This is a genomic window from Agrobacterium sp. CNPSo 2736, from assembly GCF_004005385.1.
In the GTDB taxonomy this organism is placed as follows: domain Bacteria; phylum Pseudomonadota; class Alphaproteobacteria; order Rhizobiales; family Rhizobiaceae; genus Agrobacterium; species Agrobacterium leguminum.
This window is the reverse complement of record NZ_RZTX01000002.1, coordinates 378,817-402,302: the sequence shown is the minus strand read 5'-3', so window position 1 is coordinate 402,302 and position 23,486 is coordinate 378,817. Positions and strand designations below refer to the sequence as shown.

Genomic DNA, 23,486 nt, shown 5'->3' with positions numbered 1-23,486 from the left:
GCGAGTGCTCTACCGGCCAAATCTCACCAACTGAGATCGAGCCGCTCCAGACCATGGAAATGATAGACATCCTTGACCCTGGGCGGCTCGGCGATCTTCAGGCCCGGCAGGCGTTTGAAAAGCAGGGGCAGGGCAAGATTGAGCTCCAGCCTCGCCAGCGGCGCGCCGATGCAGAAATGGATGCCGGCGCCGAAGGAGACGTTGGCGCCCTCGTTGCGGTCCGGCCGGAAGGTCAAGGGATCGGAAAATTTTGCCGGGTCGAGATTGGCGGCTGCGAGGATGAGGCTGACCTTGTCGCCGCGCTTGAACGCGACGCCGTCGATTTCGACCGGTTCCAGAACCCAGCGCTGGAAAATATGAACCGGGGCACAGATACGCAGGGTTTCCTCCACCGTGCGTTCCGTGGTCGCATCGTCGTTAAACAGCGTCTCGGGAGAGATGCCGCTTTCCAGAATGATGCGCACGGAATTGCCGATCTGGTGCACGGTCGCCTCGTGCCCGGCATTCAGCAGCACGATGGTGGTGGAGACGAGCTCGTCGTAGGTCAGATACTGGCCCTTGTGCTCCGTATGGATCATGTGACTCAGCAGATCGTCTTTCGGCTCCGCCCGCCGCTCCGCGATCACACTGCGCACATAGTCTGAGAATTCATGTGCGGCCCTGTCGGCCAGCAGCTCGTCTTCCGGCGTGCGCTTGAACATATACATGCCGACATAGGCATGCGACCATTTCAGAAGCTGCGGCCCCATCTCCTCGGGAATGCCGATCATGCGGGCGATCATCGTCACCGGAATGATATCGGCATAGGAGGAGAGCAGTTCCGTTTCACCCTTGCTTTCGAAGGCGTCGATCAGACGGTTGGCGAGTTCCTCGATTTCCGGCTTCATCTTGTCGACGTGCCGCGACACGAAGGCGCGGTTGATGAGCGTGCGCAGCCGCGTGTGCTCCGGCGGTTCCAGCTCCAGAAGCGAATGCTGCTCGGCGGCGTCGAAATGCTTCACATGTTCGTGCGGCTGCGCCAGGCCCATCTCTTCGCGGCTTGCCACATGCAGGATCTGCCGTCCGAAGCGGCGGTCGCGCAAAAGCGCGCTGACATGGTCGTATCCGGTGAAAAACCATTGCCGCTGTTCTTCCCAGTAGAAGGTGGGACATTCAGCGTGCAGGGCCGCATAGACCGGGTTCGGATCGTTGTAGAAAGCCGGGTCGCGGGCATCGAGGGAAACGCGGCGGGTGGCGGGATCGATTTTGAGAAACGGAAATGTCGCTGTCATGCCCATGGTCTATTCCGCGCGCGGCGCTTTGGGAAGGAGGGAAATCCCTTCCGGATACCTCTATGCCGGTCACTGGGTGGTTACATCGTCATCGGCTGGCGATGGCGGATATCCGGTTCAGCGCCGCGACCTGGCGGTCGGCATTGTTGTCCATCGGATTTTCGTCGCGGTCCGAGGCGGGCACGACGACATTGGCCGAATTGACGTGGATGACGGTCCGGTTGCGCCCGGCCTTCTTGGCGGCATAGAGCGCGCGGTCGGCTTCCGTCATCATCACGCTCAGGTCCGCATCCTTGATCATGGCTTCCGATATGCCGACGCTGGTGGTCACCTCGATAGCTTCACCGCGTGAACTGATCTTCGAAAGGCGCAGATTGCTGCGGATGGCTTCCGCAAGCGTCGCCGTGCTGGAAGGACTTTCCACTTCGGCAACCAGCGCGAATTCCTCGCCCCCCATTCTGACGAAAAGGCCGCGATCGCCGATTGCGCGCTGCGCGATATTGCAGAAATGCACAAGGACCGCATCGCCGGACTGGTGGCCGTATCTGTCGTTGATCTTCTTGAAATGGTCGATATCGAACAGTACCAGCGCCACGTAACGGCTGGAGGCCGGCGACCTCTTCTTGATACGCTCGAACTCCTCCAGCAGACCGCGACGATTGAGAACGCCGGTCAGATGATCGGTCATGGCGAGACGATGGAGACGAATCTCCGTATCTTCCATGATGATCTTGGCGCTGAGCATGATGATGGCCGTGAAGCCGAGCATGCCGGAAATGGAGAGCGCGGATGTCATGGGGATGGCGTTGGGAACCGCGGCATTGGCCGGGATGACGATGGAGGCGACGAGCGCTCCGGCAAAAGCCTGCAGGATCAGGATCGTGGCCAGTACCTTTCGGCTGCGTGTTGCGCGCGCCTTGCTGGCCAGAAGCACGCCGGCGAGCATGAAATAGCCCGTGGCCGCGCTGGCATGATAAAGCAGGATGCGGGCGACCATGTCTTCGCGCACGGACGGCACGAACATTCCCGCGATCCACAACAGGGCCGGAATTGCAATCCAGCCGCCGAGTTTGCGCTGTTCGAAACCCAGGAGGCCGGCGAGCCAGAAACCGAAGGCGGAAAGTGCGAGCGTATTGCCGACCTGAATGGACAGAAAACTGGAAATATCCCCGCGAAACGCCACCATGACAGTGCCGAAGCCCGTGGCGAGGAAACCGGCGGCGAAATAGAGATTATGCCGGCGGGAAGGGCGGTGCAGCCACAGCGTTCCCAAAAGCACGGCAAGGGTGAACGTTTCCGCCGCCCACAGTAGCGTGCTCGTCTTTGCATCCAGCATTGCAAAATCCTATCTGCGCCATAATGCGGTAAAAGCGGGCCCTCTCGCACAAGGTGCGTTATGCCCGCTGGAATTGTTGAGCTGCCATTTCGCCCGGATGGGCCCATTCCCCGACGGGAACCGGAAATTCGCTGGCCAGTATCGGCAGCAAATACTAACGAGTTCTTGCCGGTGAGAAGTTATATCTGTGCATGGCGGGCAATTTTTGCCTTCGTCGCCTGCCATAGTAAAAAAATGGTGGCAGCGAGGGAAAGGGGCCCGGCTGGCGCCGCCCCGTCCTAAAGCCCTGTCGCCTCGGCCCGAAAGGCCTGCAAACGCTGTTGAGCCGTTAAGGATATGCGGCTTCGTGTCTTGAAGTACGGGGCAGGGACACTCTATGTAGGGACTATGAAGGTTAGAAGTGATTCCGGAGCGGCTTTCCGCGAAGGGCAGAGTTTGACAAAGGACGGACATGAAAAATCCAGTTGATACCGCCATGGCTCTGGTGCCGATGGTCGTTGAGCAGACCAATCGCGGCGAACGCTCCTACGACATATTTTCCCGTCTTCTCAAGGAACGCATCATTTTCCTCACCGGCCCGGTGGAAGACCAGATGGCTTCGCTCGTCTGCGCGCAGCTGCTTTTCCTCGAGGCTGAAAACCCGAAGAAGGAAATCGCGCTTTACATCAATTCGCCAGGTGGCGTCGTGACCGCCGGCATGGCGATTTACGATACGATGCAGTTCATTCGCCCTGCGGTGTCCACGCTCTGCGTCGGCCAGGCCGCATCCATGGGCTCGCTGCTTCTGGCTGCCGGTGAAAAGGGAATGCGTTTCGCAACCCCGAACGCCCGCATCATGGTGCACCAGCCTTCCGGCGGTTTCCAGGGACAGGCATCGGATATCGAGCGCCACGCCCGCGACATCATCAAGATGAAGCGTCGCCTCAATGAAGTCTACGTGAAGCACACCGGCCGCACGCTCGAAGAGGTTGAAAAAACCCTTGATCGCGACCACTTCATGGATGCAGACGAGGCGAAGGACTGGGGCGTGATCGACAAGATCCTGACCTCGCGCCAGGAAATCGAAGGCGCCGCCGCGAATTGAGGCGCGCCGCTTTTTGACGTTTGTTTGAACCCGCAAAAGTAATTTCGGGGCTTTCAACCGCAACAGAAAGCGATATTAGTATATATAAAGGCTATGTTGAATTTTTATGACGTGGCCTTTGGTTTGATGGGGAATTCGTTGCAGCCGGTTGTCAGCTCATGTATCTGATACCGGTTAGTACCCCGGGAAACGAGGCGGATACGGCGATGCACCCCAAGGGCTGCCGTATCTGCGGGCGGTAAGTTGACCGCGATCCGTTTGGCGGACCTGCGGCGTGCTGGAAGGAAAGAGATATGAGCAAAGTCAGCGGCAGCAACGGCGGCGACTCTAAGAATACACTCTATTGTTCATTCTGCGGCAAGAGCCAGCACGAAGTCCGGAAACTCATTGCCGGACCGACGGTATTCATCTGCGATGAATGCGTCGAATTGTGCATGGACATCATCCGCGAGGAGAACAAGACGTCGATGGTGAAGTCGCGCGAGGGTGTTCCCACCCCGCAGGATATCATCAAGATCCTCGACGAATACGTCATCGGCCAGAAGCAGGCGAAGAAGATCCTGTCTGTTGCCGTTCACAACCACTACAAGCGCCTCGCGCACGCCTCCAAGAATGGCGATGTCGAGCTGGCGAAGTCGAACATCATGCTCGTCGGTCCGACGGGTTGCGGCAAGACCTATCTTGCCCAGACGCTCGCCCGCATCATCGACGTTCCCTTCACCATGGCGGACGCAACGACGCTGACCGAAGCCGGTTATGTCGGCGAGGACGTGGAAAACATCATCCTGAAGCTGTTGCAGGCTGCGGATTACAATGTCGAGCGCGCCCAGCGCGGCATCGTCTATATCGACGAAGTCGACAAGATTTCCCGCAAGTCGGACAACCCGTCCATCACGCGCGACGTGTCGGGCGAGGGCGTCCAGCAGGCGCTTCTGAAGATCATGGAAGGCACGGTCGCTTCCGTTCCGCCGCAGGGTGGCCGCAAGCATCCGCAGCAGGAATTCCTGCAGGTGGATACGACCAACATCCTGTTCATCTGCGGCGGCGCCTTTGCCGGCCTCGACAAGATCATCTCGGCCCGTGGTGAAAAGACCTCGATCGGCTTCGGTGCGACGGTCAAGGCGGAAGACGATCGCCGCGTCGGCGAGGTTCTGCGCGAGCTGGAGCCCGAAGATCTGGTGAAGTTCGGTCTCATTCCGGAGTTCATCGGCCGTCTGCCGGTTCTTGCCACGCTGGAAGACCTCGACGAGGATGCGCTGATCCAGATTCTGTCCGAGCCGAAGAACGCTCTGGTCAAGCAGTATCAGCGCCTGTTCGAGATGGAAGATGTGGAACTGACCTTCCACGAGGACGCCCTTCGTGAGATCGCCCGCAAGGCGATCACCCGCAAGACCGGCGCCCGCGGCCTGCGCTCGATCATGGAAAAGATCCTTCTGGACACCATGTTCGAACTGCCGACGCTGGAAGGCGTGCGCGAAGTGGTCATTTCCGACGAGGTCGTCAGCGGCCTTGCACGTCCGCTCTACATCTATGCGGACCGTCAGGAAGAAAAGACCAACGTTTCGGCCTGATCGGCCGGTCCGGTGCTATGATGAAGTCAGAAGGCCCGCCTCCGTGCGGGCCTTTTCTGTTGTCGCCGGGTGTGAAACTTGCGCCTAACTTGGCGAAGCCCGATTTTGCGTTTGGAGCGGATTGCGCTTTGCTGATAAAGTCTTACAACTGATTTGCAGCGCGATATGACGGAAATGTGAATTCCCGTCGTCGACCCGGTTCCCATGTCCTTCGGGATAACCGGAAATGTCGGGAGTACTAGCCGGCGCTGGGTTTTGTTGAATTTCACGGTCTTGCCGCTTAGCGGGACCGTCTGTTCCGGCGACTTGAAATCGGTGTTTCGAAACTCCACTTTCAGTCTCGAGAAATGAATGTGCCGGATGCCCCAAGCTGTCCGGCAAAGTGTCCCGAAAGGGACCATGGAAAGGAAATGATATGACGAACATCACGTCTGCGGCATCTGGCGGTACCTATCCGGTACTTCCCCTGCGCGACATTGTCGTTTTCCCGCATATGATCGTTCCCCTGTTCGTCGGGCGGGAAAAATCCATCCGTGCGCTCGAGGAAGTCATGGGTTCGGACAAGCAGATCATGCTTGTCACCCAGATCAACGCCAGCGATGACGATCCGGCCCCGGAGGCCATCCACAAGGTCGGCACGGTCGCCAATGTCCTGCAGCTTCTGAAGTTGCCCGACGGCACCGTGAAGGTGCTGGTGGAAGGCAAGGGCCGCGCCCAGATCGACAGCTATACCGGCCGCGAGGATTTCTATGAAGCCACTGCGACGCCGTTGCAGGAGCCTGCCGAAGATCCGGTCGAGATCGAGGCGCTGTCGCGTTCGGTCGTGTCTGAATTCGAGAGCTATGTGAAGCTCAATAAGAAGATTTCGCCCGAGGTTGTCGGCGCTGCCGGCCAGATCGACGATTATTCGAAGCTTGCCGATACGGTCGCTTCGCACCTGTCGATCAAGATTACCGAAAAGCAGGAAATGCTGGAAACCGTCAGCGTGAAGCAGCGGCTTGAAAAGGCGCTCGGCTTCATGGAAGGTGAAATTTCCGTGCTGCAGGTGGAAAAGCGCATCCGCTCGCGCGTCAAGCGCCAGATGGAAAAGACCCAGCGCGAATATTATCTGAACGAACAGATGAAGGCGATCCAGAAGGAACTCGGCGACGGCGAAGATGGCCGTGACGAGATGGCCGAGCTGGAAGAGCGCATCGCCAAGACCAAGCTTTCCAAGGAGGCCAAGGAAAAGGCCGAGGCGGAAATGAAGAAGCTTCGCCAGATGAGCCCGATGTCCGCGGAAGCGACCGTGGTGCGCAACTATCTGGACTGGCTGCTTGGCCTGCCATGGGGCAAGAAGTCGAAGATCAAGACCGACCTCAACGCCGCCGAGACGATCCTCGATCAGGATCATTTCGGTCTGGACAAGGTCAAGGAACGCATCGTCGAGTATCTCGCCGTGCAGGCGCGCGCCTCGAAGATCCGTGGCCCGATCCTGTGCCTCGTCGGCCCTCCCGGCGTCGGCAAGACCTCACTCGCCAAGTCGATCGCCAAGGCGACCGGCCGCGAATATGTGCGCATGGCGCTTGGCGGCGTTCGTGACGAAGCGGAAATCCGCGGTCACCGCCGTACCTATATCGGCTCCATGCCGGGCAAGATCGTTCAGTCGATGAAGAAGGCCAAGAAGGCGAATCCGCTCTTCCTGCTCGACGAAATCGACAAGATGGGCATGGATTTCCGTGGCGACCCGTCATCCGCACTGCTCGAGGTGCTCGATCCGGAACAGAACTCCACCTTCATGGACCACTACCTTGAAGTGGAATACGACCTGTCCGATGTGATGTTCGTGACCACGGCCAACACGCTGAACATTCCCGGCCCGCTGATGGACCGCATGGAAGTGATCCGCATCGCCGGTTACACGGAAGACGAAAAGCGCGAAATCGCCAAGCGTCACCTGTTGCCGAAGGCGATCAAGGAACATGCCCTGCGTCCGGAAGAATTCTCGGTTACCGATGATGCCCTGATGGTCGTCATTCAGCAGTACACCCGCGAGGCGGGCGTGCGCAGCTTCGAACGCGAGCTGATGAAGCTGGCGCGCAAGGCTGTCACCGAGATCATCAAGGGCAAGGTCAAGTCCGTGGAAGTCACCGCTGCCAACGTTCCAGATTATCTGGGCGTTCCGCGGTTCCGCCATGGCGAGGCCGAGCGCGAGGATCAGGTCGGCGTCGTCACGGGTCTTGCCTGGACGGAAGTTGGCGGTGAGCTGCTCACCATCGAAGGCGTGATGATGCCGGGCAAGGGCCGCATGACGGTTACCGGCAACCTCAAGGAAGTGATGAAGGAATCCATTTCCGCGGCGGCATCCTATGTCCGCTCGCGCGCCGTGGACTTCGGCATCGAGCCGCCGCGCTTCGACAAGAGCGACATCCACGTGCACGTTCCGGAAGGTGCGACCCCGAAGGACGGACCGTCCGCCGGTGTTGCCATGGCCACCGCCATCGTCTCCATCATGACCGGCATCCCGGTCTCGAAGGATGTGGCGATGACGGGTGAGATCACGCTTCGCGGTCGCGTGTTGCCGATCGGCGGCCTGAAGGAAAAGCTGCTTGCAGCGCTTCGCGGCGGCATCAAGAAGGTGCTGATCCCGGAAGAAAACGCCAAGGACCTGGCGGAGATTCCGGACAATGTGAAGAACGAGATGGAAATCATCCCGGTATCGCGCATGGGCGAGGTCATCAAGCACGCCCTTATCCGCCAGCCGGAGCCCATCGAGTGGGACGGCAGCATCGAGACGCCGGTGATCGCAACCGTCGAAGGCGTCGACGACGGCAGTCAGACCATCGCGCATTGATGCATGCATCGTCGCGAGGGGCGGGAATCGCCTTTCGCGACGGGTGCTGCATAGATTCAATGTGTTAGGTGTCTGAAGGCGCATGTGGCGTAAAGCTGCGCACAAGTGATGCGAATTTGGCACGAATATGTGGAAGGCCGGCAGAAATGTCGGCCTTTTTTGTGAAAAAAAACGCAGACCCCTTGTTTTTCAGGCGATTCCAGCGCTTTTGGGTTGCTGCGCGCGGATGCGAACGTATTCTGCGCCGGCTTAATTTGAGTCGTTTCAAACCATTGAAAGGGGTGGAAACATGAACAAGAACGAGCTCGTCTCTGCTGTTGCCGAAAAGGCTGGTCTCACGAAGGCAGATGCTGCTTCCGCTGTTGATGCCGTATTCGAAACCGTACAGAGCGAACTGAAGAACGGTGGCGACATTCGCCTGGCCGGCTTCGGCAGCTTCTCCGTTAGCCGTCGTGAAGCCTCCAAGGGCCGTAACCCTTCCACGGGTGCTGAAGTCGATATCCCGGCTCGCAACGTACCGAAGTTTTCCGCAGGCAAGGGCCTGAAGGACGCCGTCAACTCGTAAGGTTTCCGGAAAGCCGTAACGCCCGGCGGCGGGCGGGCGGCTTTTCAGGTTCACGAGGAAACATGTTTTGACGCCCTGACGCCGTCACATCGCCGCCAAAAGCGGGTGGTGTTTCGAAAAGCTCTTTTCGGACAGGCCGGGTCTTCCCGGTTAAGATGTGAATGAAAGCAGGGAAGCGCCTGTGTAGCTTCCATCCGGACACACGGCGTTTTTCTACGCGGAATGTGGGCATAAACACGAAAGCCCGGCCTTTCAGGCCGGGCTTTTTGATTCAGCGGTCAGGAAGTGTCATGCCACTGTCATGTCTGTAACGCAGAAGCCTTGGGGTATTTCTGGACCCAAGGGGGATTAAAATGGCGTTCCGATTTTCTCAAATGGCTTTGACTGCTGCGCTGCTCACGTCCGCAGCCATCCCGGCCGCTGCCGAGCCGGTTTTCAACCGCATCGCATCTTTCCCGGTGGCGAAAAACCTTCCCGCGGACAAGGACGCCAAATCCGTCACCTCGGCTGAAATCATCACCGCCAGCGAAGACGGCAAGACGCTGATCTATTCGGACAGCCCGCTTGGCGGCATCGGTTTCATCGACATCACCGACGCCAAGGCTCCCAAGGCCGGCGGCGCGCTGTTGCTCGAAGGTGAGCCGACCTCGGTTGCCGTTGCCGGCCTCAAGGTTCTGGCCGGCGTCAACACGTCGGAAAACCGCGCCAAGCCCTCCGGCAAGCTGGTGACGGTCGATATTGCTACCAAGAAGATCGAAGCAAGCTGTGATCTCGGCGGCCAGCCCGATTCCGTCGCCGTTTCCCCGGACAAGACCTTCGCCGCCATCGCCATCGAAAACGAGCGCGATGAAGAGGTGAACGAAGGCGCCCTGCCGCAGATGCCCGCCGGTTATCTGGTAACGGTCGGTCTGAAGGACGGCGTTGCCGATTGCGCGACGCTGAAGAAGATCGAGCTCACCGGCCTTGCCGAAATTTCCCCTGAGGACCCGGAGCCGGAATTCGTGTCGATCAACGCCAATGGCGAGATCGCGCTGACGCTTCAGGAAAACAATCATATCGTCATTCTCGACGGCAAGACCGGCACGGTGAAGACGCATTTCTCTGCCGGCAAGGTTGATCTTGAAGGCATCGATACGAAGACCGACGGCCAGCTGAAGTTCACCGACAAGCAGGAAGGCCGCAAGCGCGAGCCGGACGCCGTGAAGTGGCTGGACAATGACCGCATCGTCATCGCCAATGAGGGCGACTGGCAGGGCGGTTCGCGTGGCTTCACCATCTTCGACAAGACCGGCAAGCTCGTCTACGAATCCGGCTCTTCGCTCGAACACGCGGTTGCGGCCATCGGCCACTATCCGGAAAAGCGCTCCAAGGCAAAGGGCATCGAGCCTGAAGGTCTGGAAGCGGCGACCTTCGGCGACCAGAAATATTTCTTCGTGCTGTCCGAGCGCGCCTCTGTCGTCGCTGTCTACAAGGACACCGGCAAGGAGCCGGAACTGACGCAGCTCCTGCCTTCGGGCGTGTCGCCGGAAGGCGCTGTCGCCATCCCGTCGCGCAACCTCCTTGCCACGGCCAATGAGGTCGATCTGATCGAGGACGGCGGCGTGCGCTCGCACGTCATGCTCTATGAACGCGGCGAAGGTGAAGCAGCCTATCCGCAGCTCGTTTCCGCCACCGTCGATGGCGCACCGATCGGCTGGGGCGCTCTTTCGGGCCTGGTTGGCGATGCCGAAAAGCCTGGCATTCTCTATGCCGTCTCCGACTCGGTCTATGGCAACCAGCCGTCGATCTTCACCATCGATGCGACGAAAAAGCCCGCCACCATCACCAGCGTTCTGCGCGTCAAGCGTGACGGCATCGCCGCTCAGAAGCTCGACATCGAAGGCATCACGCTGGACGGCAAGGGCGGTTTCTGGCTGGCTTCTGAAGGCGACAGCGCCAAGCTCGTTCCCCACGCGCTCTATAACGTCAACGCCAAGGGCGAGATCAAGGCGGAGATCGCATTGCCGAAGGAACTTCTCGCCGGCGACACCCGCTTCGGTTTCGAAGGCGTGACGATGATCGGCAAGGGCGACGACGCGACGCTGTGGATGGCCGTGCAGCGCGAATGGGGCGCGGACGAGAAGGGCTTCGTCAAGCTCGTCTCCTACAATCCGAAGTCCAAGGAATGGGGCGCCGTGCGTTACCCGCTCGACAAGACCGATGCAGGCTGGATCGGCCTCTCCGAAATCACCGCACAGGGCGACTATGTCTATATCGTCGAGCGCGACAATCAGATCGGCGACAAGGCCAAGATCAAGAAGCTCTACCGCGTTGCAATCGCCGACTTGAAGCCGGGCAAGATCGGCGGCGAACTGCCGCTGGTGGCCAAGCAGGAAGCCCATGACTTCCTGCCCGATCTCAAGGCCCAGACCAATGGTTATGTCGTCGACAAGCTGGAAGGATTCACCTTCGACAAGGCGGGAACGGCCTATGCCGTGACCGACAATGACGGCGTGGACGATTCTTCCGGCGAAACGCTGTTCTTCACCGTCAATATGAAGGCGATCAACTGATCGGGCCGATTGGCGCCGCAAATGAGAAAAGCCGGGCTATGCCCGGCTTTTTTGTAGGGCGATGGCCCCTTGGCCGGGTTCCCCGATCTTGCACGATGCCTGACGACGCAAGCCGTTAAAATCGGCATTGCTACTTCGATATCGGATTGTGGAGGATTTCGTCCGGAGGCCATCCGGGAAAATGCTGCGGATCGATCGTAACGGATCACCGCCCCAGGGAATTCTTGCTTTTGGGAGTATCTTGTTTTTCCGAGTCCTGCTGGACCCAGCGGAAAAAAATATAAACAGGCAGCGCAATAAGCGCGAGTGTTACAAACGCGTCGATCGACATGGTTTCATCCATCAGTTCAACCGTTCATCATGAAACGGTGCGCAAATAATGCCTGAAATCTCTTTAGAAAGTCTGAATCTTCCTTATTTTCCGGTATGTTGCAGGGTGATACAGGGGGCGGCCAAGCTGTCGGAATATGGAACAGCAGTGCCGATTTGGCATGGCGCAACTGGCGAAAAGCGATTCCAGCGGTTGGGAATCACGACGACGCTTCATCGGCCGTAGTGAGGGCAGGGGCGATAGTTCCGAATACTCGAGAGCTCATCGCATGGCGAAAGCAAACACGAACAATCTCGGTATCACAGGTGATATTTAAATTTTCTGGGAAAATGGTGGGCGATGAGAGACTCGAACTCCCGACATCCTCGGTGTAAACGAGGCGCTCTACCAACTGAGCTAATCGCCCTTCGCGTGTCTCGGATCGTGTCCGCCGCGTCGGTGGCCGTGATGTATTCGGATCGGAAAAAAACCGCAAGGGCTTTTGTGAAGTTTTTTTGTTTTTTTTGCCGAGAGAATTTTCCGTCGCCGGGGTGCGGGGGCAAAAAGCCGGTAACTGCGGGCTTTTTGCCGGAAACAGGACCCGAAGACGCCTTGATGGCCGTGTGGAAATCCCGTTAGGGAAGCCTGCGGCTGTGGACAAGTTTTTTGTTTTCGTTGGGAAAAGCCCGCAAAACAGGGCGTTTGCCGCAATCGTGCTCCGAGGCCTTCCGGTTTTTCCCGATCAAAATGAAGAAGCTTATTCTTTTGTCGTGAAACCTGCTTGACACCCCCGCACGAACGCCGTAGTTAGCCGCTCATCGAACAGCCGAGGCTGGTTCGAGCGGCGGGACTGGCTCCTGTCGTCAGGAGATGCGGGTGTAGCTCAGTCGGTTAGAGTGCCGGCCTGTCACGCCGGAGGTCGCGGGTTCGAGCCCCGTCACTCGCGCCATCCTGTCCCTCGGAAAACGCAGATGAATGTCTGTGGTGCGCGGGTGTAGCTCAGTCGGTTAGAGTGCCGGCCTGTCACGCCGGAGGTCGCGGGTTCGAGCCCCGTCACTCGCGCCATTTCTTTTTCCTGAAATGTCTCCTCAAAAAACAGATCGACGCGCGATTTGCGCGCTCGTCTATTGACGATTCCGGGGCCTGATTCCGGGCTTTTTAAACGCGATTTTTCCTGCATTTTTTAGTCAAGTTTCGATTCCCGAATATCGTCACTTCACCGCCATCCGGACGTAAAATTCGTGTGACTTTTTTGCGGTTGCGTCGTTCAATCGATTATTATTGTATTTGAGGGGCTTAGGCCGGAATTGTGGCCCAAATTTGCGTCAATTCCGGCAATATTGTTGCCAATCAATGCGGCAGGTGTCTTGAAATGGTGCCTAAACTCTTGCAGAGAGAGCGCGGCTGCGCTAACGACTTTGGCGTTGCAACATATTTGTGCGCTCTTTGAGACTTCGGGTCACAAAGGCAGGTCCGGCACCCGGCCGGGCAGGGAAGAGACCATGACTGAACTCCTCAGTTCCTACATTCCGATCGCAATCTTCATCGGTATCGCTCTCGTCATCGGCCTGGCGCTTCTCATTGCGCCGTTTGCTGTCGCCTACAAGGCGCCGGACCCGGAAAAGCTCTCTGCTTTCGAGTGCGGTTTCAACGCCTTCGACGACGCCCGCATGAAGTTCGATATCCGCTTTTATCTGGTATCGATTCTGTTCATTATCTTCGATCTGGAAGTCGCCTTCCTGTTCCCATGGGCGGTGTCTTTCGGCGAGATGGGCTGGTTCGGTTTCTGGTCGATGATGGTGTTCCTCATCGTTCTCACCATCGGCTTTATCTATGAGTGGAAGAAGGGAGCGCTGGAATGGGCATGAGCCAGAACAACACCACGCTCGTTGCGCCGCAGCCGAAGGGGATCATCGATCCCTCGACTGGCAAGCCGGTTGGCAGCAACGACGCCTACTTCACGGAAATCAATGACGAGCTGGCCGACAAGGGTTTTCTCGTCACCTCGACCGACGAGCTGATCACCTGGGCGCGCACCGGCTCCCTGATGTGGATGCAGTTCGGTCTCGCCTGCTGCGCCGTCGAAGGCCTGATGCAGGCTTCCGGTCCGCGTTATGACATGGAGCGCTTCGGCGTTGCCCCACGCGCCTCACCACGCCAGTCGGACGTGATGATCGTCGCCGGGACGCTGACCAACAAGATGGCGCCCGCTCTGCGCAAGGTCTACGACCAGATGCCCGAGCCGCGTTACGTCATCTCCATGGGCTCCTGCGCCAATGGCGGCGGCTATTACCACTATTCCTACGCCGTGGTGCGCGGCTGCGACCGCGTCGTGCCGGTGGATATCTACGTCCCGGGCTGTCCCCCCACGGCGGAGGCGCTGCTTTACGGCGTGCTTCTGCTGCAGAAGAAGATTCGTCGTACCGGTACGATCGAGCGCTAAGGGCAAAGGACGGATTAAGAATGAGCGAAGCTCTCAACGATCTTGCTGCTTACGTTAAGGAAGCGCGCGGTTCCCTCGTGGTGTCGGCTGATATCGCCTATGGCGAGCTGACGCTGAACACGACGCCTGAAAGCGTGGTTGCGCTTTTGACCTTCCTGCGTGACGACGTGCAGTGCGGTTTCGTCAACATCATCGATATTTGCGGTGTCGACTGGCCGCAGCGCGAAAAGCGTTTCGATGTCGTCTATCACCTGCTGTCGCCGCGCCAGAACCTGCGCGTGCGCGTCAAGCTGCAGGTGGCGGAAGACGAGGGCGTGCCGTCTTCGACCTCCGTTTACATGGGCGCGGAATGGTTCGAGCGCGAAGCCTGGGACATGTATGGCATTCCGTTCGAAGGCCATAAGGATCTCCGCCGCATCCTCACGGATTACGGTTTCGAAGGCCATCCGCTGCGCAAGGATTTTCCGGTTACCGGCTTTGTGGAAGTGCGTTACGATGACGTGCTGAAACGGGTTCTTTATGAACCAGTCGAACTGAAGCAGGAATTCCGCAACTTCGATTTCCTCTCCCCGTGGGAAGGAACCGAATATGTTCTCCCGGGTGACGAAAAGGCCAAGCAATGAGCCAAGCCCCCGCGACAGAGCATGCGCAATGTCTTTGCGGCGCCGTCGGCCTCAATGCCGTCATCGGTGCCCGCGAATTCGGCGTTTGCCATTGCTCCATGTGCCGCCGCTGGTCCGGCGGTGCGTTTATGGCTGTCGAATGCGCGGATATCTCCGTTGAAAACGAAGATAGTCTCGGCGTCTATTCCTCGTCGGAATGGGGTGAGCGCTGCTTCTGCAAGAATTGCGGCAGCACGCTGATGTGGCGCTCGAAGGACGGCAAGCATGTCGCCGTTTCGCTGCAGGCTTTCGACAACCCTTCCAGTTTCACGTTCGCGTCGCAGATTTTCACGGATGAGAAGCCTTCGAGCTATTCCTTCGCGGAAACCACGCAGAACATGACCGGCCCCGAATTCATCGCCATGATCACCTCGGCGGAGCACTAGAATGACTGAGCATAACGTCCGCAATTTCACGATCAACTTCGGTCCGGAACACCCATCCGCGCACGGCGTGCTGCGTCTGGTTCTGGAACTGGACGGCGAAATCGTCGAGCGCGTCGATCCGCATATCGGTCTTCTGCATCGCGGCACCGAAAAGCTGATCGAGACCAAGACCTATCTGCAGGCCGTTCCCTATTTCGACCGTCTCGACTATGTCGCGCCGATGAACCAGGAACACGCTTTCGCGCTCGCCGTCGAAAAGTTGCTCGGCCTCGAAATCCCGATGCGCGGCCAGCTGATCCGCGTGCTTTATTCGGAAATCGGCCGCATCCTGTCGCACATCATGAACGTCACGACGCAGGCCATGGACGTTGGCGCGATGACGCCCCCGGTTTGGGGTTTCGAAGAGCGCGAAAAGCTGATGGTGTTCTATGAGCGCGCCTGTGGCGCTCGCATGCACTCGGCTTACGTTCGTCCGGGCGGCGTGCATCAGGACCTGCCGCCGGAGCTGGTGGACGATATCGGCAAGTGGTGCGATCCGTTCCTCACCGTTCTCGACAATATCGAAGGCCTGTTGACCGATAACCGCATCTACAAGCAGCGTAACGTCGATATCGGCGTCGTCTCGCTTGAAGACGCCTTTGCCTGGGGTTTCACGGGCGTGATGGTGCGTGGCTCGGGCGCTGCGTGGGATTTGCGTCGTTCGCAGCCTTACGAGTGCTATTCCGATCTGGAATTCGACATTCCCGTCGGCAAGAACGGCGACTGCTATGACCGTTATCTGATCCGCATGCAGGAAATGCGCGAATCGGTAAAGATCATGAAGCAGTGCGTTGATCTTCTCTCCGGCAAACATCGCATCGGCCCTGTCTCCTCGCTTGACGGCAAGGTAGTCCCGCCCAAGCGCGGCGAGATGAAGCGGTCGATGGAAGCTTTGATCCACCACTTCAAGCTTTACACCGAAGGTTACCACGTTCCCGCCGGCGAAGTTTACGCCGCCGTCGAAGCGCCGAAGGGCGAGTTCGGCGTCTATGTGGTCGCCGATGGATCCAACAAGCCTTACCGCTGCAAGATCCGCGCCCCGGGTTATGCGCATCTGCAGGCGATGGATTTCCTGTGCAAGGGCCATCAGCTTGCTGACGTTACAGCCGTGCTCGGCTCCCTCGACATCGTGTTCGGGGAGGTCGACCGCTGATGCGTCTGCCGCTGGCCATATTGGCTCTTCTTGCTGCGATGTCTGCCCCCGTTCTCGCCCAGACGGCGACGGATGAGGGCGGCGTGTCGCTGTCAAGCGGCGGCGGTTCAACCATCAAGCAGCTTCTGTCGTCGGGATACGAGATCAAGGCCTCGGTTCCCAATGGCAGCAAGTTCATTGTGTTCATGCAAAAAGACAAGGCGGCTTACGCCTGCGAATTCGTCACGGTGGCGAGATCGCGTTGTGAGACGTTAAACTGAAAAGGCGTGAGGAAGTATGTCCGTTCGTCGACTAGCCGAAGATCAGTTCCAGCCCGTGGCGTTTGCCTTTAACGCGGATAATACCGTATGGGCGGAAAAGACGATCAAGAAATATCCCGAGGGACGCCAGCAATCGGCTGTCATCCCGCTGCTCATGCGTGCGCAGGAGCAGGACGGCTGGGTTACCCGCGCCGCCATCGAAAAGATCGCCGACATGCTGGATATGGCCTATATCCGCGTCATGGAAGTGGCGACCTTCTATACCCAGTTCCAGCTGAAGCCGGTCGGCACGCGCGCCCACGTTCAGGTGTGCGGCACTACGCCCTGCATGCTGCGCGGTTCCGAAGCGCTGATGGATGTCTGCCGCAAGAAGATCCACCACGATCCGCTGCACACCAATGAGAGCGGCACGCTCTCCTGGGAAGAAGTGGAATGTCAGGGCGCCTGCGTCAACGCGCCGATGGTCATCATTTTCAAGGATGCCTATGAGGACCTGACGCCCGAGCGCCTGGAAGAAATCATCGACACGTTCGAGGCGGGCAAGGGCGACACGGTCAAGACCGGCCCGCAGATCGACCGTCACGAGTCGGTTCCAGTCGGCGGATTGACGACGCTGACGGAAGAGATCAAGCCTGACCGTTCCAATCTCGACAAGCCGGCCGAAGTGCCTGCGGATGCCGCACCGGTTCCGCCGTCCAATGCCGCCAAGCCGAAGACGGACGCGCCGGAAACCGATCCGAAGCTGAAGACGCCGGCCAATGAGCCGAAGGCTGCGGAAGCCAATGTAAAGACCGTCGAAAAGGAAGCTTCCGGAACGGCTGCGGCGGCAAAGCCGTCGCTCGATTCCAAGGATCGTCCGGCCGGCATCGAACGCCCGGCGACGCCTGACGACCTGAAGCTCATTTCCGGCGTTGGTCCGAAGATCGAAGGCACGCTGCACGAGCTCGGCATCTTCACCTTTGCGCAGGTCGCCGGCTGGAAAAAGGCCGAATGCGACTGGGTCGACGGTTATCTGAATTTCAAGGGCCGCATCGAACGCGACGAGTGGATCAAGCAGGCCGAGGCGCTCGCCAAGGGTGGCGAAGCCGAGTATATCAGGGTCTTCGGCAAGAAGCCGCGGTAAGAGGTGAAGCATGTTAAAAGATCAGGATCGCATCTTTACCAATCTCTACGGCCTCAAGGACAAGTCCCTGAAGGGCGTGAGAGCGCGCGGCCATTGGGACGGCACCAAGCAGATCATCGAAAAGGGCCGTGACTGGATCATCAACGAGATGAAGGCTTCCGGCCTTCGCGGTCGCGGTGGCGCTGGCTTCCCGACGGGTCTCAAATGGTCCTTCATGCCGAAGGAAAATGACGGCCGCCCGCATTATCTCGTCGTTAACGCCGACGAATCCGAGCCCGGCACCTGCAAGGACCGCGAAATCCTGCGCAATGATCCGCATACGCTGATCGAAGGCTGCGTGATCGCCGGTTTCGCCATGGGCGCGCATACCGCCTATATCTACGTGCGCGGCGAATATATGCGTGAGCGTGAAGCGCTTCAGGCGGCCATCGACGAGTGCTACGATGCCGGCCTGCTCGGCAAGAACAACAGGAACGGCTGGGATTTCGACATCTACGTCCATCACGGCGCGGGTGCCTATATCTGCGGCGAAGAGACGGCTCTGCTCGAAAGCCTTGAAGGCAAGAAGGGCCAGCCGCGCCTCAAGCCCCCGTTCCCGGCCAATATGGGTCTTTACGGCTGCCCGACGACGGTCAACAACGTCGAATCCATCGCCGTTGCGCCGACCATCCTGCGTCGCGGTGCGGCCTGGTTCTCGTCCATCGGCCGTCCGAACAATGTCGGCACCAAGCTGTTCATGGTCTCCGGCCATGTCGAGCGTCCGTGCACCTTCGAAGATGCGCTGGGTCTGTCCTTCCGCGAGCTGATCGAACACCATTGCGGTGGCATTCGCGGCGGCTGGGACAATCTGCTCGGCGTCATCCCCGGCGGCGCATCCTGCCCCATCGTTCGCGGTGAGGACATGAAGGACGCCATCATGGACTTTGACGGCATGCGCGAAGTGAAGTCTTCCTTCGGCACCGGCGGCATGATCGTCATGGACAAGTCCACCGACGTCATCAAGGCGATTGCCCGCATCGCGGCCTTCTTCAAGCATGAAAGCTGCGGCCAGTGCACGCCGTGCCGCGAAGGCACCGGCTGGATGTGGCGCGTGCTGGAGCGCATGGTCAAGGGTAACGCGCAGAAGCGCGAAATCGACATGCTGTTTGAAGTGACGAAGCAGATCGAAGGCCACACCATCTGTGCGCTCGGCGACGCCGCCGCATGGCCGGTACAGGCGCTGATCCGCAATTTCCGTCCGGAAATCGAAAAGCGCATCGACCAATATACCTACAGGGCCATGGATGATGGCGCTGTTCTGGAAGCCGCTGAATAAGCATTGAGGCTTCAGGCGGAGCCGGAATTTTCCGGCCTCGCGACACCATGAAGCGTCTGGCGGACTATATCAGTGCCGGGCGCGATTAAGGATTTGTTGCGGACCGTGTGAGACATGGGACGAACAGGCAACAGGACGTAAGTAGAACCATGGCAAAGCTCAAGGTTGACGGTAAAGAGATTGAGGTTCCGGATCATTTCACGCTGTTGCAGGCGTGCGAGGAGGCTGGTGCCGAAGTTCCGCGCTTTTGTTTTCATGAGCGCTTGTCGGTCGCGGGTAACTGCCGCATGTGTCTCATCGAGGTGAAGGGCGGACCGCCCAAGCCCGCCGCCTCCTGCGCCATGGGCGTTCGCGACGTTCGCGGCGGCCCGAACGGCGAATTGCCCGAGGTTTTCACCAACACGCCGATGGTCAAGAAGGCACGCGAAGGCGTGATGGAATTCCTGCTCATCAACCATCCGCTGGATTGCCCGATCTGCGACCAGGGCGGCGAATGCGACCTGCAGGACCAGGCCATGGCCTTCGGTATCGCCGGTTCGCGTTACGCTGAAAACAAGCGTGCGGTTGAAGACAAATATATCGGACCGCTCGTCAAGACGGTCATGAACCGCTGCATCCACTGCACGCGCTGCGTCCGTTTCACCACGGAAGTTGCCGGCATTGCCGAACTTGGTCTGATCGGCCGCGGCGAAGATGCCGAAATCACCACCTATCTCGAGCAGGCCATGACCTCGGAGCTGCAGGGCAACGTTGTTGACCTTTGCCCGGTCGGCGCGCTCACCTCCAAGCCTTTCGCCTTCACCGCCCGTCCGTGGGAACTGAACAAGACTGAAACCATCGACGTGATGGACGCTCTCGGTTCGGCCATCCGTGTCGATACCCGTGGCCGCGAAGTCATGCGCGTCATGCCGCGCGTCAACGAGGCGATCAACGAAGAGTGGATTTCCGACAAGAGCCGCTTCATCTGGGACGGCCTGAAGACGCAGCGCCTTGACCGGCCTTACGTTCGCAAGGACGGCCGTCTGCAGCCCGCCACCTGGGGTGAAGCCTTCGGTGCGATCAAGCAGGCTGTTGCCGCAACATCCGGCAACAAGATCGGCGCGATCGCCGGCGATCTGTCTTCCGTTGAAGAAATGTTCGCGCTGAAGTCGCTTCTCGCCTCGCTCGGTTCGGCCAATGTCGATTGCCGTCAGGATGGCGCTGCACTCGATCCGTCGCTCGGCCGCGCCAGCTACCTGTTCAACTCCACCATCGAAGGTATCGAACAGGCCGACGCCCTGCTGATCGTCGGTTCCAATCCGCGTTACGAAGCGGCTGTGCTCAACGCCCGCATCCGCAAGCGCTGGCGTCGCGGCGGTTTCCCGATCGGCGTGATCGGTGAAGCCGGTGAGCTTCGCTACAATTACGAATATCTCGGTTCCGGCGCTGAAACGCTCTCCGATCTGGCCAATGGCTCGCACAGCTTCGTTGACAAGCTGAAGTCCGCCAAGAACCCGCTGATCATCATCGGCCAGGGTGCGCTGGCGCGTGCCGATGGCGCTGCCGTTCTTGCGGCCGCTGCGAAGCTTGCGACGTCGGTTGGCGCTGTCACCGAAGAGTGGAACGGCTTCTCGGTTCTGCACACGGCCGCTGCCCGTGTCGGCGGTCTCGATATCGGCTTCGTGCCGGGCGAGGGCAGTGTTGCCGCAGCCGAAATGGTCGCCTCCATGGATGTTCTCTTCCTGCTCGGCGCCGATGAACTCGATCTGTCGAACAAGGGCGCCAAGTTCACCGTCTATATCGGCAGCCATGGCGATCAGGGCGCGATGAACGCCGACGTTATCCTTCCGGGTGCGGCCTATACCGAAAAATCCGGTATCTGGGTCAACACCGAAGGCCGCGTGCAGGTGGGCAACCGCGCCGGTTTCGCACCGGGCGAAGCCCGCGAAGATTGGGCGATCCTGCGTGCGCTTTCCGACGTGCTCGGCAAGAAGCTGCCGTTCGATTCGCTGTCGGCCCTGCGTGGCCAGCTCTTCGTCGCGCATCCGCATCTGGCGGAAACCGACGAGATCGTCGCCGGTAACGGCAAAGATATCGAAGCGTTGGCTGGCAAGACCGGCTCGCTCACCAAGTCGGCGTTTGCCTCGCCGGTAAAAGACTTTTATTTGACGAACCCGATTGCGCGCGCATCCGCCGTCATGGCCGAGTGCTCCGCATTGGCCCGCAACAATTTCCAGGCTGCGGCAGAGTAAGGGTAGGGGATTTATGGAACAGTTTTTCTGGAGCTACGTCTGGCCCGCGCTGATCATGGTCGGCCAGTCCCTGCTGCTTCTCGTTTGCCTTCTGGTGTCCATCGCGTTCCTGCTGCTTGCCGACCGCAAGGTCTGGGCGGCCGTGCAGCTGCGCCGTGGTCCGAACGTTGTTGGTCCCTTCGGTCTCTTCCAGTCCTTCGCCGACCTCTTGAAGTTCATTCTCAAGGAACCGGTCATTCCCGCCGGCGCCAACAAGGCGGTTTTCCTTCTGGCGCCGCTGGTTGCCGTGACGCTGGCGCTTGCCACCTATGCCGTCATTCCCTTCAATGAGGGCTGGGTCGTCGCCAATATCAATGTCGGCATCCTCTATATCTTCGCGATTTCCTCGCTTGAAGTTTACGGCATCATCATGGGCGGCTGGGCTTCGAACTCGAAGTACCCGTTCCTCGGCGCGCTCCGCTCCGCGGCACAGATGGTGTCCTACGAAGTGTCGATCGGTCTCGTCATCGTTACCGTTCTGCTCTGCGTCGGTTCGCTGAACCTGACGGACATCGTGCTTGCCCAGAAGACCGGCCTCGGCACCATGCTCGGCCTGCCGGCCTCGTTCCTCGACTGGCACTGGCTGTCGCTGTTCCCGATGTTCATCGTGTTCTTCATTTCGGGCCTTGCCGAAACCAACCGTCCGCCCTTCGACCTTCCGGAAGCGGAATCGGAACTGGTCGCCGGTCACATGGTCGAATACGGCTCCACGCCTTACATGATGTTCATGCTCGGCGAATATGCTGCGATCGTGCTGATCTGCTGCCTGACTACGATCCTGTTCATGGGCGGCTGGCTGCCGATCGTGGATGTGTGGTTCCTGAACTGGGTTCCTGGCATTGTCTGGTTCGCGTTGAAGGGCTGCATGGTGTTCTTCATGATCGCTCTGACCAAGGCTTTCGTTCCGCGTTACCGTTATGACCAGCTCATGCGTCTCGGCTGGAAGGTGTTCCTGCCGCTGTCGCTCGCCATGGTCGTTATTGTTGCATTCGTATTGAAGCTGACGGGGTGGGCCGGTTGATGCCTGAACTCCTCGCTCAAAGATCTGGAGACTGAGATGGCAAGCCTCTCCCAAGCCGTCAATTCACTGTTCCTCAAGGAGTTCGTCGGCGCGATCCTGCTGACGATGCGCCACTTCTTCAAGCAGAAGGCGACGGTGAACTATCCTTTCGAAAAGGGTCCGGTCTCTCCGCGTTTCCGTGGTGAGCACGCGCTGCGCCGTTATCCGAACGGTGAAGAGCGCTGCATCGCCTGCAAGCTGTGTGAAGCGATCTGTCCCGCTCAGGCGATCACCATCGAAGCCGGCCCGCGCCGCAATGACGGCACCCGCCGCACGGTGCGTTACGATATCGACATGGTGAAGTGCATCTATTGCGGTTTCTGCCAGGAAGCCTGCCCGGTGGATGCCATCGTCGAAGGCCCGAACTTCGAATTTGCGACGGAAACCCGCGAGGAGCTTTATTTCGACAAGCAGAAGCTTCTCGACAATGGCGACCGCTGGGAGCGTGAAATCGCACGCAACCTCGCACTGGATGCGCCTTACCGTTAAGGCGCAACCGTCTTTCCGGGGGAAACCCCGGAAAACGATGAAAAGTAAAATGCCTGCGCGGTTTTCGCCGGCGGGGACGAAACGGGTGAGGGGCCTTCGAGCCATCTTTGCCCGATGAGGACAAGAAGGCACCAACATGGGTCTGCACGCTGTATTCTTTTATATATTCGCTTTCGTCGCCGTGGCGTCTGCGTTCATGGTCATCGCATCGAAGAACCCTGTTCATTCGGTGCTGTTTCTGATTTTGACCTTCTTCAACGCAGCCGCGCTGTTCCTGCTGACGGGCGCCGAGTTCCTCGGCATGATCCTGCTGGTGGTTTATGTCGGCGCCGTGGCGGTGCTCTTCCTCTTCGTCGTCATGATGCTGGATGTGGATTTCGCGGAGCTGCGCTCCGGCGTGCTGCAATATGCCCCGGTCGGGGCGCTGATCGGTGTCATCCTGGCGGCGGAACTGATCGTCGTGGTCGGCGGCAGCATGCTGAACCCGATTGCGGCCAAGTCCATCACCATGCCGATCCCGCCTGTCACCGAACGCACCAATACGGCCGCACTCGGCGACGTGCTCTATACCAATTACGTCTACTTCTTCCAGCTCGCCGGCCTTGTGCTGCTGGTGGCCATGATCGGCGCCATCGTGCTGACGCTGCGTCATCGCACCGACATCAAGCGGCAGGATATCTCCACGCAGGTCGGCCGCGACCCGAAGACCGCCGTTACCACGGTCAAGGTCAAGCCGGGCCAGGGCATCTGAGGCGCGAACGGAT

General features: G+C 59.1%; 20 protein-coding genes and 3 tRNA genes. 19 read left to right on the top strand and 4 right to left on the bottom strand.

All coding sequences use genetic code 11. The annotated features are described in order from the left end of the window. Positions 1 to 23: 23 nt before the first annotated feature. Both EM858_RS05990 and EM858_RS05985 read right to left on the bottom strand, forming a co-directional pair. Positions 24 to 1,277 (bottom strand): cytochrome P450, encoded by a 1,254-nt coding sequence (locus EM858_RS05990; RefSeq protein ID WP_164865321.1) that lies wholly within the window; start codon positions 1,275 to 1,277, stop codon positions 24 to 26. A gap of 82 nt (positions 1,278 to 1,359) precedes the next feature. After that, positions 1,360 to 2,607 carry a GGDEF domain-containing protein gene (locus EM858_RS05985; protein WP_080817194.1) on the bottom strand — a complete coding sequence of 416 codons (1,248 nt, stop codon included), beginning with the start codon at positions 2,605 to 2,607 and terminating at the stop codon, positions 1,360 to 1,362. 451 nt (positions 2,608 to 3,058) lie between these two features. On the opposite strand from EM858_RS05985, the gene clpP reads away from it, so the two are divergent. The 5 genes from clpP to EM858_RS05955 all read left to right on the top strand — a co-directional run bounded on the left by clpP (position 3,059) and on the right by EM858_RS05955 (position 11,212). Next, complete coding sequence (gene clpP, locus EM858_RS05980; RefSeq protein WP_003521529.1) at positions 3,059 to 3,691, top strand: ATP-dependent Clp endopeptidase proteolytic subunit ClpP; 633 nt, start codon at positions 3,059 to 3,061, stop codon at positions 3,689 to 3,691. A 293-nt stretch (positions 3,692 to 3,984) separates the two neighbouring features. Next, entirely contained in the window at positions 3,985 to 5,262 is a 1,278-nt protein-coding gene (clpX, locus tag EM858_RS05975) for an ATP-dependent Clp protease ATP-binding subunit ClpX (RefSeq protein ID WP_059752638.1), read from the top strand. Positions 5,263 to 5,677: 415 nt separating this feature from the next. Next, positions 5,678 to 8,095 (top strand): endopeptidase La, encoded by a 2,418-nt coding sequence (gene lon / locus EM858_RS05965; RefSeq protein ID WP_003521527.1) that lies wholly within the window; start codon positions 5,678 to 5,680, stop codon positions 8,093 to 8,095. Between the two features lie 289 nt (positions 8,096 to 8,384). Beyond that, the gene (hupB, locus tag EM858_RS05960; RefSeq protein WP_003502360.1) at positions 8,385 to 8,660 is read left to right on the top strand and encodes a DNA-binding protein HupB; all 276 of its coding nucleotides are present in this window, start codon (positions 8,385 to 8,387) and stop codon (positions 8,658 to 8,660) included. 353 nt (positions 8,661 to 9,013) lie between these two features. Then, a complete protein-coding gene (locus tag EM858_RS05955) occupies positions 9,014 to 11,212 on the top strand; it encodes an esterase-like activity of phytase family protein (RefSeq protein ID WP_127756144.1) in 2,199 nt (732 codons plus the stop codon). Positions 11,213 to 11,417: 205 nt separating this feature from the next. On the opposite strand, the gene EM858_RS27080 is transcribed toward EM858_RS05955, so the two are convergent. Both EM858_RS27080 and EM858_RS05950 read right to left on the bottom strand, forming a co-directional pair. Next, positions 11,418 to 11,555 (bottom strand): hypothetical protein, encoded by a 138-nt coding sequence (locus tag EM858_RS27080; protein WP_003521525.1) that lies wholly within the window; start codon positions 11,553 to 11,555, stop codon positions 11,418 to 11,420. A 318-nt stretch (positions 11,556 to 11,873) separates the two neighbouring features. Beyond that, positions 11,874 to 11,949, bottom strand: a tRNA-Val gene (locus tag EM858_RS05950). 445 nt (positions 11,950 to 12,394) lie between these two features. Between EM858_RS05950 and EM858_RS05940 the strand changes: the two genes are divergently transcribed. The 14 genes from EM858_RS05940 (at position 12,395) to EM858_RS05875 (ending at position 23,473) form a co-directional block, all read left to right on the top strand. Beyond that, positions 12,395 to 12,471: transfer RNA gene (locus EM858_RS05940), tRNA-Asp, on the top strand. A gap of 39 nt (positions 12,472 to 12,510) precedes the next feature. Continuing rightward, positions 12,511 to 12,587: transfer RNA gene (locus EM858_RS05935), tRNA-Asp, on the top strand. A 437-nt stretch (positions 12,588 to 13,024) separates the two neighbouring features. Beyond that, positions 13,025 to 13,390 (top strand): NADH-quinone oxidoreductase subunit A, encoded by a 366-nt coding sequence (locus EM858_RS05930; RefSeq protein WP_035259670.1) that lies wholly within the window; start codon positions 13,025 to 13,027, stop codon positions 13,388 to 13,390. Beyond that, positions 13,381 to 13,965, top strand: a complete 585-nt coding sequence (locus EM858_RS05925) for an NADH-quinone oxidoreductase subunit B (protein ID WP_003521524.1) — start codon at positions 13,381 to 13,383, stop codon at positions 13,963 to 13,965. Before EM858_RS05930 ends, EM858_RS05925 begins: the two co-directional genes overlap by 10 nt. 20 nt (positions 13,966 to 13,985) lie before the next feature. Continuing rightward, positions 13,986 to 14,588, top strand: a complete 603-nt coding sequence (locus EM858_RS05920; RefSeq protein ID WP_127756142.1) for an NADH-quinone oxidoreductase subunit C — start codon at positions 13,986 to 13,988, stop codon at positions 14,586 to 14,588. Then, complete coding sequence (locus EM858_RS05915; RefSeq protein ID WP_127756141.1) at positions 14,585 to 15,013, top strand: GFA family protein; 429 nt, start codon at positions 14,585 to 14,587, stop codon at positions 15,011 to 15,013. Before EM858_RS05920 ends, EM858_RS05915 begins: the two co-directional genes overlap by 4 nt. Position 15,014: 1 nt before the next feature. After that, positions 15,015 to 16,205: an NADH-quinone oxidoreductase subunit D gene (locus EM858_RS05910; protein ID WP_020012326.1), complete on the top strand. Its 1,191-nt coding sequence runs from the start codon at positions 15,015 to 15,017 to the stop codon at positions 16,203 to 16,205. Continuing rightward, the gene (locus EM858_RS05905; protein ID WP_020012327.1) at positions 16,205 to 16,465 is read left to right on the top strand and encodes a hypothetical protein; all 261 of its coding nucleotides are present in this window, start codon (positions 16,205 to 16,207) and stop codon (positions 16,463 to 16,465) included. The genes EM858_RS05910 and EM858_RS05905 overlap by 1 nt, the downstream gene beginning before the upstream one ends. A gap of 16 nt (positions 16,466 to 16,481) precedes the next feature. Continuing rightward, positions 16,482 to 17,588: an NADH-quinone oxidoreductase subunit E gene (locus tag EM858_RS05900; protein WP_127756140.1), complete on the top strand. Its 1,107-nt coding sequence runs from the start codon at positions 16,482 to 16,484 to the stop codon at positions 17,586 to 17,588. 10 nt (positions 17,589 to 17,598) lie between these two features. Then, entirely contained in the window at positions 17,599 to 18,903 is a 1,305-nt protein-coding gene (nuoF, locus tag EM858_RS05895; RefSeq protein ID WP_127756139.1) for an NADH-quinone oxidoreductase subunit NuoF, read from the top strand. Positions 18,904 to 19,052: 149 nt separating this feature from the next. Next, positions 19,053 to 21,134, top strand: a complete 2,082-nt coding sequence (nuoG, locus tag EM858_RS05890) for an NADH-quinone oxidoreductase subunit NuoG (protein ID WP_127756138.1) — start codon at positions 19,053 to 19,055, stop codon at positions 21,132 to 21,134. Positions 21,135 to 21,147: 13 nt separating this feature from the next. Then, entirely contained in the window at positions 21,148 to 22,194 is a 1,047-nt protein-coding gene (gene nuoH, locus EM858_RS05885) for an NADH-quinone oxidoreductase subunit NuoH (RefSeq protein ID WP_003521518.1), read from the top strand. 36 nt (positions 22,195 to 22,230) lie between these two features. Then, on the top strand, positions 22,231 to 22,722 hold the full coding sequence (gene nuoI, locus EM858_RS05880) for an NADH-quinone oxidoreductase subunit NuoI (RefSeq protein WP_003496449.1): 492 nt from the start codon (positions 22,231 to 22,233) through the stop codon (positions 22,720 to 22,722). A gap of 136 nt (positions 22,723 to 22,858) precedes the next feature. Then, a complete protein-coding gene (locus tag EM858_RS05875) occupies positions 22,859 to 23,473 on the top strand; it encodes an NADH-quinone oxidoreductase subunit J (RefSeq protein WP_003521517.1) in 615 nt (204 codons plus the stop codon). Positions 23,474 to 23,486: the final 13 nt, after the last annotated feature.